This window comes from Flavobacterium sp. UBA4854, assembly GCF_002399805.1.
Classification (GTDB): Bacteria; Bacteroidota; Bacteroidia; order Flavobacteriales; family Flavobacteriaceae; genus Flavobacterium; species Flavobacterium ginsengisoli.
On sequence record NZ_DHEI01000009.1, the window covers coordinates 2,646 to 12,707 of the forward strand.

General features: G+C 32.8%; 11 protein-coding genes. 3 read left to right on the forward strand and 8 right to left on the reverse strand.

All coding sequences use genetic code 11. The features are described 5' to 3' along the window. The 4 genes from prs to B3J44_RS00850 form a co-directional block, all read right to left on the reverse strand. Positions 1–773 (reverse strand): ribose-phosphate diphosphokinase (gene prs / locus B3J44_RS00835; protein WP_286964981.1); only part of this gene is annotated, 773 nt, incomplete at its 3' end. A gap of 74 nt (positions 774–847) precedes the next feature. After that, positions 848–1,540, reverse strand: a complete 693-nt coding sequence (locus B3J44_RS00840; RefSeq protein WP_286964982.1) for an NUDIX hydrolase — start codon at positions 1,538–1,540, stop codon at positions 848–850. A 110-nt stretch (positions 1,541–1,650) separates the two neighbouring features. Next, positions 1,651–2,019 (reverse strand): PKD domain-containing protein, encoded by a 369-nt coding sequence (locus B3J44_RS00845; protein WP_286964983.1) that lies wholly within the window; start codon positions 2,017–2,019, stop codon positions 1,651–1,653. A 99-nt stretch (positions 2,020–2,118) separates the two neighbouring features. Next, positions 2,119–3,024 (reverse strand): LysR family transcriptional regulator, encoded by a 906-nt coding sequence (locus B3J44_RS00850; RefSeq protein WP_286964985.1) that lies wholly within the window; start codon positions 3,022–3,024, stop codon positions 2,119–2,121. 86 nt (positions 3,025–3,110) lie between these two features. On the opposite strand from B3J44_RS00850, the gene B3J44_RS00855 reads away from it, so the two are divergent. From B3J44_RS00855 to B3J44_RS00865, 3 genes are all read left to right on the forward strand, one after another. Continuing rightward, positions 3,111–3,872: a type 1 glutamine amidotransferase domain-containing protein gene (locus B3J44_RS00855; RefSeq protein ID WP_286964988.1), complete on the forward strand. Its 762-nt coding sequence runs from the start codon at positions 3,111–3,113 to the stop codon at positions 3,870–3,872. Positions 3,873–4,044: 172 nt separating this feature from the next. After that, entirely contained in the window at positions 4,045–5,202 is a 1,158-nt protein-coding gene (locus B3J44_RS00860; protein WP_198855284.1) for an iron-containing alcohol dehydrogenase, read from the forward strand. Positions 5,203–5,553: 351 nt separating this feature from the next. Next, entirely contained in the window at positions 5,554–6,549 is a 996-nt protein-coding gene (locus tag B3J44_RS00865) for an NAD(P)H-dependent glycerol-3-phosphate dehydrogenase (protein ID WP_198855283.1), read from the forward strand. A gap of 152 nt (positions 6,550–6,701) precedes the next feature. Here B3J44_RS00865 and B3J44_RS24225 read toward each other — a convergent pair whose 3' ends face one another. From B3J44_RS24225 to pheS, 4 genes are all read right to left on the reverse strand, one after another. Further along, positions 6,702–7,748, reverse strand: coding sequence for a methylated-DNA--[protein]-cysteine S-methyltransferase (locus B3J44_RS24225; RefSeq protein ID WP_349678278.1), 1,047 nt, complete (start codon positions 7,746–7,748; stop codon positions 6,702–6,704). A 6-nt stretch (positions 7,749–7,754) separates the two neighbouring features. Beyond that, a complete protein-coding gene (locus tag B3J44_RS00880; RefSeq protein WP_286964989.1) occupies positions 7,755–8,531 on the reverse strand; it encodes an isocitrate lyase/PEP mutase family protein in 777 nt (258 codons plus the stop codon). A 135-nt stretch (positions 8,532–8,666) separates the two neighbouring features. Continuing rightward, positions 8,667–9,074: a hypothetical protein gene (locus tag B3J44_RS00885; RefSeq protein ID WP_111287353.1), complete on the reverse strand. Its 408-nt coding sequence runs from the start codon at positions 9,072–9,074 to the stop codon at positions 8,667–8,669. A gap of 91 nt (positions 9,075–9,165) precedes the next feature. Continuing rightward, a partial coding sequence (gene pheS, locus B3J44_RS00890) for a phenylalanine--tRNA ligase subunit alpha (RefSeq protein ID WP_286964990.1) occupies positions 9,166–10,062 on the reverse strand: 897 nt, incomplete at its 5' end.

Below are 10,062 nucleotides of genomic sequence, written 5' to 3' on the forward strand. Positions count from 1 at the left end.
TTGGTTGTAAAGATTCCATCAAAGCAGTTTAAAACTTCAAAACCTTTATTGAAAATTCCGTGGCTTACTGCTAAGTATAATTTTCCCGCATTTTTCTTTTTAAGTTCTTCGGCTAATCCTACGAAAGTTCCTCCTCCGTCGCAGATATCATCTACAATTAAACAATCCATTCCTTGCAAATCATCATTGTAAACTTTAAAACCAGATAATTTTCCTGTTTTTACATCACGGCTTTTACTGCATTCTACAACTTCAACACCTCCTAAAAACTCAGATACTTTATAGATTTTTTTCAAAGCTCCTCCATCTGGAGAAATCAATTTTACGTTTTCGCCTATTCTATTTAAAACTTCTTTTATAAAAGTATAATTTGGCATCACAGTACTATTATTCAACAAAGCTGGTGTAACTTCAGAATGCGCATCAAAAACAAATACTTTGTTCAACTGCATTGCATTGATTATATCAGCATAAACTTTTACAGATAAAGGCTCACCAGGAATCATAACACGGTCTTGTCTCGCTGCTGGAAAATACGGAATGAAAAGATCTATGATTTTAACATCCATTCTGCGTAAAGCGTCAACCGTAACACACAACAAACCTAAATCGTTGAATGAATTTAATCTATGCGTAATGGTTACTTTTCTATTTGCATCAAAGTCTGGAGCGATTTTGATGTGTGGTTCTCCTCCAGAGAAAGTAAAACTTTGAAATTTAATTTCTTCCTGATTTTGAAATGGAGCGAATTTTGGGTCGAGATTTAGTATCATAGTTTTTTAGTTTGCGTTAATTATACGCAAATGTAGAATTTAATTTTGAATAAACAATTTATTTTGTGTAAAAATTACGCAAACTTTATTTCGAAGTGAAAACCTTTAGAAGCTAAATCTCTATATTTCAATTTATTAAATCTAAATAATTTAGCAGGTCTTCCGCTTTTTATAGGTGAAAAATTATCTGTTTGCTCTAAAATACCGAAGCTTAGTATTTTTTTTCTAAAATTTCTGCGATCAATTTCTTTTTCTAGAATGGTACAATAAAGGTTTTCCAAATCTGAAAACAGAAATTCATCTGGAAGTAAATCGAAACCAATTGGCTCATAAGTTAATTTCGCTTTCAATCTTTCTATACCTTTTTTTAAAATTAAATTATGATCGAATGCTAAAGGCGGAATTTCGTCAATTTTAAACCATTGTACTCTTTCAGCATCTGTATCGGCTTTTATTTCTAAGTTTGAAGCTTCAACCAACGCATAATACGCAACTGAAATAACGCGATTTCTAGAATCTCTATTTATATCATCTCCAAAAGTATAGAGCTGTTCCATAAAAGTCAATTGCACATTCGTTTCTTCATGTAATTCACGAATAACTGCATCGCTTAAAGATTCATCATTTTTAACCAAACCTCCAGGCAATGCCCAATATTTATCTGCCGAACCAAATTTTTGCTCAATCAATAACACGTATAAACCATTGTTCTTGTAGCCAAAAACTATCGCATCTACAGCAGTTCTAATATTTTGTAATTTTTCCATAATCCTCAATCCTATCAAACAAATATAACGAATGAGGATCAACTTTGTAATCTATGCTTATGCAATAAATTACAAAGTTGATCCTCATTACTATTTTTACAAGCAGTATTTTAGTTCACCGTTACACTTTTCTTTGGGCTAACAGTACAACTCCCATCGCCTTTTTTTAGCGTTACATCTGCTTTAACTTCAAAAGTTCCTGCGGCACTATAAGTATGCGACACAGCTCCGGTTGAAGTATTTATGGTTTCTGTTTTTCCATCTCCAAAAGTCCATTTTACAGAAGTTACGGTATTGCTTCCAGCATATTGAATGGAGTAATTTATTATTTTTGAATTTGTACCATCTGTCGAATGCTTTAATTCTGTTAATATAGAATCTCCAAAACAATCTACAATAGCTTCGTCATCATGCTTACTGCATGAATTACTAGTATATAAAACTGTCGCAAGTACCAAAAATGTTGCAATCTTTCTCATAATCAATCTAGTTTTAGAAGTTAATTTACTCAACTCAAAGTTATTTTTTTTCACAAAGGCCATTAAACACCTGAATTTCAATTAATAAAAATAAAAAAACTACAATCTATTTCCAAAAAACAATTTCAGTTCTTTTTCAATAATATCAAAAAATGACTTTAAGTTATTATTTTTTGGAGCTAATAAATACACAAATTCTTCTGGCACATGAAAACTGTTCCATAACAACTGCAACTTATTTTCCTTGATAAAATTTCTTGCGTTACAGTTCCAAGTAGCAGCAACCCCATCATTTTTAGATAAAAGCCTAAGCATTTCAGATTCTGAAGGAATAATATAATTAGGCACCATAGAAGGTCTTTTTTTATTGAAAGCATGCAACCAAAATAATTTTATATGCGGAATACGTGCGTCATGACTATACCATTTCTGCGTATTCAGCCATTGCTCTATTTCTGTATAATTGTCTGCTTTTAATTTTTGGCGAAATTCGGTTATATCTAGACTTACTGGAGCAACCAAAATCAATTTTATTTTTCCGACAATCTCGTAAGTAGTATCAAAAGTGTCAAATCTTTTTGTTGTTATAGCAAAGTCTAATTTTTTAGCATCTACCAATGCAAAAAGTTCATCGTTTTCTGCAAAAGTAAAATCGATTAAATCAAACTTAGCAATTAATAGATTACCAACACAGTCAAAAAGATGTTTTGAAATTCCAACAGAAATTAATCGGTTCGCATCTTCGGCTTTTGCTCTAAAGCCAACTTCAACACTTTCGAGACGATCTAATGCGTCTATTATCAAATTATTCAGTAACTTAGCGTATTCAGTTGGTTCTACTCCTTTAGATTTCCGATTGAACAATTTATTTCCTACGTGTGCTTCAAGCATTGAAATCTGCTGACTAACCGCAGGCTGACTCATAAATAATTCCTTCGCAGCCACTGAAAAATTACCGTTTTTGTAAACTGCTTTAAAAGTTCTGTACCATTCTAGATTTACCATGATATAAATTTGTTTATAACAAACATAGTTTATTTTATTTTTACTGATATCACATTAGCTGTAAATTTGTTCAAAATTTAATACATATGAAAAAAATAACACTATTCGCAATAACTGCATTTACAGCTGTAAGCATTTCTGCTGAAGCTCAAAAATCAAATAAAAAGAGTATGAAAAAGGTATTATTTGTTGTAACCAGCAATGACAAACTGGGCAATACAGGAGAAAAAACAGGATTCTGGTCAGAAGAATTTGCTGCGCCATATTATGAACTTTTAGATCAAGGAGTTGAAATTACAATTGCATCTCCTCTTGGAGGCCAACCGCCAATTGATCCAAAAAGTGCCGATCCCGCTTCGGCAACTGAAGACACCAAACGTTTTGATGCTGATAAAGGTTTACAAGAAAAATTAAAAAACACACTAAAACTTTCTACGGTTAACCAAAAAGATTACGATGCTGTATTTTATCCAGGAGGTCATGGTCCGCTTTGGGATTTGGTTGAAGATAAAAGTTCAATTGCTTTAATTGAATCTTTTTACACACACAATAAACCAGTCGCTTTTGTATGTCACGCTCCTGCCGTCTTGAAAAACGTAAAAGTAAATGGAGAGTATTTAGTAAAAGGTAAAAAAGTAACCGGTTTCACTAATGAAGAAGAAGAAGCTGTTGGATTGACAAAAGTAGTTCCGTTTTTATTGGAAGATGCTTTAGCATCAAACGGAGCAATTTTTTCTAAAGGCGCAAACTGGCAGCCTTATGCTGTTGCCGACGGACTTTTAATCACGGGACAAAACCCAGCATCATCCAAATTGGTAGCTGCAAAATTATTACAAGAGTTAAAATAAAAGGGACTGAGATGCTAAGGTTTTAAGTTCTTCTAAAAACCAAAAAAAACTCAATCTCTCATTCACTAATTGCAAATAAAAATTAATAAATCACAATGTTAAGTTCTGAGATTCTACGTTTCAACAAAAAACTTAGTAGCTTAGTAGCTTAGCATCTTAGAAACTAAAAAAAATGCTAAACTTTGAATTATACAATCCGACGAATTTAGTTTTCGGAAAAGGACAAATTGAAAAACTTTCTACTTTAGTTCCAAAAGGCGCAAAAGTGCTTTTGGCTTATGGTGGCGGAAGTATTTTCAAAAACGGAATTTACGATCAAGTAATCAATAATCTTAAAGGTTTTGAAATTGTAGAATTTGGCGGAATCGAACCAAATCCAAGATTTGAAACTTTACTGAAAGCCGTTGATGTAATCAAAGCAGAAAAAATCGATTTTATTCTTGCTGTTGGTGGTGGATCTGTAATTGATGGCGTTAAATTTATTTCGGCAGCTGTTAATTTTGAAGGAAATCCGATTGACATTCTTCAAAAAAGGATTTTGATTAAAGAAAATGCAATGCCATTCGGAACCGTTTTAACCCTGCCAGCAACGGGAAGCGAAATGAATTCTGGATATGTTGTAACAATTGAAGCAACTCAAGAGAAATTATCTTCTGGAGGAAGTGCTTTATTTCCGCAGTTTTCAATCTGTGATCCTACAGTAATTTCGTCTTTACCAAAAAGACAAATCGAAAATGGTGTTGTAGATGCTTACACACACGTAATGGAACAATATTTAACGTATCCAACTGATGCTTTTCTTCAGGATAGAATTGCCGAAGGAATTTTACAGACTCTAATTCAAGTTGGTCCAGGTGTTGTAAAAAACCCAACCGATTATACTTTGGCTTCTAATTTTATGTGGAGCTGTACAATGGCTTTAAACGGGTTAATTCAGAAAGGTGTTCCGAGCGATTGGGCAACGCACATGATTGGCCATGAATTGACAGCGCTTTACGAAATTGATCACGCGAGAACTTTGGCTATTATTGGCCCAAGTTTGTATCATGTAATGTTTGAAAGCAAAAAAGAAAAACTGGCACAATACGGAAGAAGAATTTTCAACCTAACTGGTTCTGACGAAGAAGTGGCAAAAGAAGCCATTAACAAAACTGTTGAATTTTTTCATACAATGGGAATGGATACTAAACTTTCTCAGTACACAGAAGATTATTCTAAAACAGCCGATTTTATCGTTAATCGTTTTGAAGAAAGAGGTTGGAAAGGTTTAGGAGAAAAACAATTAATAACTTTAGATAAAGTAAGATCTATTGTTGAACTTTCGTATTAAGATAAATTCCAAATTTTAAAATTCCAAATCCCAATTTTAAACTTTTGGAATTTGGATTTTTTTTATTGGAATTTCATTAAAAAAGGCGTTCTTAACAAGTTTAGGAACGCCTTTTCAAAATACTAAAACAAAACTAACTAACTCAATTTTTTTTAAATTCATTAAAATTCTAATTTATAAATTGTTATAACGCAAGTGAGATCATTTTATTGTTTAGCTATTAAAAAAAATATTTTTATTCTTAAACTTCTTGAAAGTCATTGCAATTAAAGCGTGGTTTCAAAATTTCTTAAAGCAGATTTTGCTTTATTAGCACATTATTAAGTACTTTTGTTTTAAATTATTAAAATAATGAGCGAAAATTTAAAATTTGCAGTGATTGGTGGAGGAAGCTGGGCAACGGCAATTGCAAAAATGTTATGTGTAAATCTTTCTGAAATTTCGTGGTACATGCGCAATGATGCCGCTATCGAGCATATCGAGAAATTCAAACACAATCCAAACTATTTAAGTTCTGTTGAATTTGACACCAAAAAACTCAAATTAACCAATAATATAAACGAAGCGATAGAATATGCAGATTATATCATTTTTGCAATTCCATCGGCTTTCTTAGATGCCGAATTAAAAAACATGACGGTTTCTTTATCAGATAAAATTATTTTTTCTGCGATTAAAGGAATTGTTCCTGAAACTAGTTTAATTGTTGGCGAACATTTCCATATTCAATACGACATTCCATATTACAATATTGGAGTTATTACAGGTCCTTGTCACGCAGAAGAAGTAGCTTTAGAAAGACTTTCATATTTGACGATTGCTTGTGGCGACCCTGATAAAGCCAAAGTTGTAGCAAAATCACTTTCTGGAAATTATATTAAAGCAAAAATTTCAGACGATATCATCGGAACTGAATATGCTGCAATGCTAAAAAACATTTATTCTATTGCTGCCGGAATTGCACATGGTTTAGGTTATGGCGATAACTTCCAGTCGGTTTTAATGAGTAACGCTATTCGCGAAATGAAGAAATTCATCAGAAAAGTGCACCGAATGAAACGTAACATTAATGATTCTGCTTATCTAGGCGATTTATTGGTTACAGGATATTCTGTTTTCTCTAGAAATAGAATGTTCGGAAATATGATTGGAAAAGGTTACACCGTAAAAAGTGCCATGATGGAAATGAGTATGGTTGCCGAAGGTTATTATGCAACAAAAAGTGCTTATAAACTAAATCAAGGTTACGGAGCTAAAACACCAATTATAGACGCTGTTTATGCTGTTTTATACGAAGGAAAAGATGCAAAAACGGTTTTCAAAAAATTGACCGAGTCTTTGGATTAGTTTTTTTTAGTGAAAAGAGACAATAAGCAAGAGTAAAGACTCTAATTAATTAAAGAATATAGAATAAAGAGCCAAGACTAATTCAGTTTGGCTCTTTTTTTATCTTGAAATAAAAATCTTTACTCTTGCTTCTTGTCTCTTTCTCCTTTCCTCTATCTTTCAACATTCTTTTTCTCCAGTTCCAAAAGCCATTGCTTGCGCCATAATCCGCCTCCATATCCTGTCAGCTCTCCATTTGAACCTATAACCCGATGACACGGAATAAGTATTGAAATTCTGTTCGCGCCATTTGCATTAGCTACAGCTCTAATTGCTTCTGGTTTATTAATGGCAATAGACTGCTCTTTATATGTTCTCACGGCTCCATAAGGTATATTTTGCAGTGTTGTCCAAACTTTATTTCGAAAATCAGATCCTGGAGAGAAAATCGGCACTGTAAATTTCTTTCTCTTTCCTTCAAAATATTCTTTTAACTGTTCTTCTAAAATTTCAAAATGGATATTATCTCCCTGAATAATTGAAGCATTCAATCTTTTTGCCAATGACTTAAATTCTGTCTCCAGCATTTTTCTGTCTGTGAATTCAAGCAAACAAACTCCTTCTTTTACTGCACAGACATACATCGTTCCGAGCGGAGTTTCTATTCTTTTGAGATCAATTATATTTTGCACTTTGCTGTTTTTAGGAGAAAAGCCAAATATCGATTTAAAAGAATCATTAAAACCACTCAAAGATTCATAACCCGTGTCAAAAGCTGTTGAAGTAATACTTTCTCCTTCTTTTATCTTTTTGAAAGCGCTATTAATACGAAACATTCTTTGATAAGCTTGAAATGTAATCTTATGATTTTTTAAAAACCATCGTCGCATTTTACTCGGTTCAATTCCGCGTTGGATTAAATCGGCATCTTTGAATTTTAGAGCTGGATTTTCTGAAAGCTCTTTTAAAATCTCTTTTATAAAATCAGGCGTCTCATTATATTTTTCTAATGGAAAGCAAACTTTGCAAGGTCGATATCCTTTTAAAATAGCTTCTTTTGAACTGGTAAAAAATTCTACATTTTCTCTTTTTGGTTTTCTAGCTGTACAAGTTGGTCTGCAAAATATACCGGTTGTTTTAACTGCAGTAAAAAATACTCCTTCAAAAGAAGTGTCTTTATTTACTGCGGCCTGATACATTATATCGTCTGTAAGTTCCATAACCAATTATTCAAAAATGGGAGAAAAACTATTTCTTTCCAGTAACTGTAAAGTAACTTTTTCTAATTGTTTATTTAGAAAGGCATTTGCAAAATTCCCCATACTAATACGCTTTACTCTTAATAAAGTTAGCTTTTCAAAATTAGGAAGATTAGGCATGCACATTATATTTAGGGGTAGTTTTGTCGTTTCAGCAATTTCCTTTATATCATTTTCATTTGTAATACACGGAAGAAAAATACCGTCAACGCCAGCCATTTCATATTGTTTTAATCTGTATTTAGATTCTTCTATTTTGTTCGGTAAATCCAAAAGAAATACATCAGAACGTACATTTATAAACATGTCGATGTTTTTCTTTTTTAAGTTTTCTACGATTGATTTTAATTTTGCCGCAAAAGATTCCGTTTCTGTTATTTCTCTTTTTGAGTTGATAACAACCGAATCTTCAATATTAATTCCAACTATTCCAATTTCATGCAATCTCGAAATATTTGCAACTATTTCCTCAACAGTATCACCATAACCAGCTTCCAAATCTATACTTAAAGGAATTTTTACAGCTGATTTTATTCTTCGAATCATAAAAAAATAATCCTCAAAAGGCATATTTTCGCCATCGTCATAACCTAAATCAGAAGCAATTGCTGCACTTGAAGTTCCAAGCGCTTCAAATCCTAATTCCTCATATTGCAGCGCACTTTGAACATTCCATACATTTCCAAGTAAAAGCGGAATTTCATTATAGTGCAGTTTTTTGAATTCTTCAAATCTTGTTGCCATATTTTACTCTTTTAGTTTTGACAAAAGTACTTTTGAACGAAAGCCTTCTGCAACCGAAAAATTGACAACTATTTTTTTTAAATAAAAAATCACGACCATAGAGGATCGTGATTTAATAGTAATTCTTAGAATTTCTTATTTTACCATTATTCCTTCAACAAACAAAATCGGCACTTCTTCCGTTTTGTTTTCGTCAAGCGAATTGGCTTTAAAAATAAACTTCTTATCGTATAAAGTATTTCCGATAAAGAAAGTCACCATAAACTCGTTATTAAGCGCTAAAAGGCTCTTTTCTACTAATTCTATCTTCACAACAGAAACCGAAGGAACCTCAACAAAAGCATGACGTAGAATTGATGTTTTTTTCATCTCTCCATCAATAGTTCCAAATGCTTTTGAAACTACCATTACGCTGTCTAAGTTAAAATCACTATCATTTACTAAATAAGCGTACCACACTTTTTCCATAAAATCGTCGCTCCATTCCTGCACTGCGGCTAGAAACACGTTTTCAACTTCTGGAATTATTATATCTTTTTTCATATGAGTCAAAAGTTTTAAAGTCGAAAGTCGAAAGTCAAAAGCCATCACTCTGAGACTTTTGACTTTCGACTTTACAACTTTATGACTTAAATTAAATATTTGCTTTAAATTGCTCTAAGAAACGAACATCATTTTCGTAGAACATACGAATATCTCCTATTTGGTATAAAAGCATTGCAATACGCTCTACTCCCATTCCGAAAGCAAAACCATTGTATTCATCTGGATTGATATCGCAATTTTTCAAAACGTTTGGATCTACCATTCCGCAACCTCCAATTTCTAACCAACCAGTTCCTTTTGTGATACGATAATCGGTTTCTGTTTTTAGTCCCCAATAAATATCAATTTCAGCACTTGGCTCTGTAAATGGGAAATATGACGGACGAAGACGAATCTTAGATTTTCCGAACATTTCTTTTGTGAAATAAAGTAACGTTTGTTTCAAATCAGCAAAAGAAACATCTTTGTCAATATACAATCCTTCCACTTGATGGAAAATACAGTGAGAACGAGATGAAATCGCTTCGTTACGGAAAACGCGTCCTGGAGAAATCGTACGAATTGGCGGTTTATGATTTTCCATATAACGCACCTGAACAGATGATGTATGCGTACGCAACAAAACATCTGGGTTTGTCTGAATGAAAAACGTATCCTGCATATCACGTGCCGGATGATATTCTGGCAAGTTCAATGCTGTAAAGTTATGCCAGTCGTCTTCAATTTCTGGTCCTTCAGAAACATTGAATCCGATATTAGCAAAAATATCTATAATCTGATTTTTAACGATAGAAATCGGATGGCGAGAACCAATAATTACTGGTTCAGCAGCACGCGTTAAATCGCCAAAAATTCCTTTAGACTCTTCTTTGCTTTCAAGCTCTTCTTGAATAACTCTTACTTTTTCTTCAGCAACAGCTTTTAAAGTATTGATTACCTGCCCAAAATCCTTTTTCTGGTCGTTTGGAATATTTTTAAATTCAGT

Coding starts and splice junctions, on each gene's coding strand:
- B3J44_RS00865 (WP_198855283.1), top strand. CDS start 5,554: ATGAGCGAAAATTTAAAATTTGCAGTGATTGGTGGAGGAAGCTGGGCA.
- B3J44_RS00880 (WP_286964989.1), bottom strand. CDS start 8,531: ATGGCAACAAGATTTGAAGAATTCAAAAAACTGCACTATAATGAAATT.
- B3J44_RS00850 (WP_286964985.1), bottom strand. CDS start 3,024: ATGGTAAATCTAGAATGGTACAGAACTTTTAAAGCAGTTTACAAAAAC.
- B3J44_RS00855 (WP_286964988.1), top strand. CDS start 3,111: ATGAAAAAAATAACACTATTCGCAATAACTGCATTTACAGCTGTAAGC.
- B3J44_RS00860 (WP_198855284.1), top strand. CDS start 4,045: ATGCTAAACTTTGAATTATACAATCCGACGAATTTAGTTTTCGGAAAA.
- B3J44_RS24225 (WP_349678278.1), bottom strand. CDS start 7,748: ATGGAACTTACAGACGATATAATGTATCAGGCCGCAGTAAATAAAGAC.
- B3J44_RS00845 (WP_286964983.1), bottom strand. CDS start 2,019: ATGAGAAAGATTGCAACATTTTTGGTACTTGCGACAGTTTTATATACT.
- B3J44_RS00885 (WP_111287353.1), bottom strand. CDS start 9,074: ATGAAAAAAGATATAATAATTCCAGAAGTTGAAAACGTGTTTCTAGCC.
- B3J44_RS00840 (WP_286964982.1), bottom strand. CDS start 1,540: ATGGAAAAATTACAAAATATTAGAACTGCTGTAGATGCGATAGTTTTT.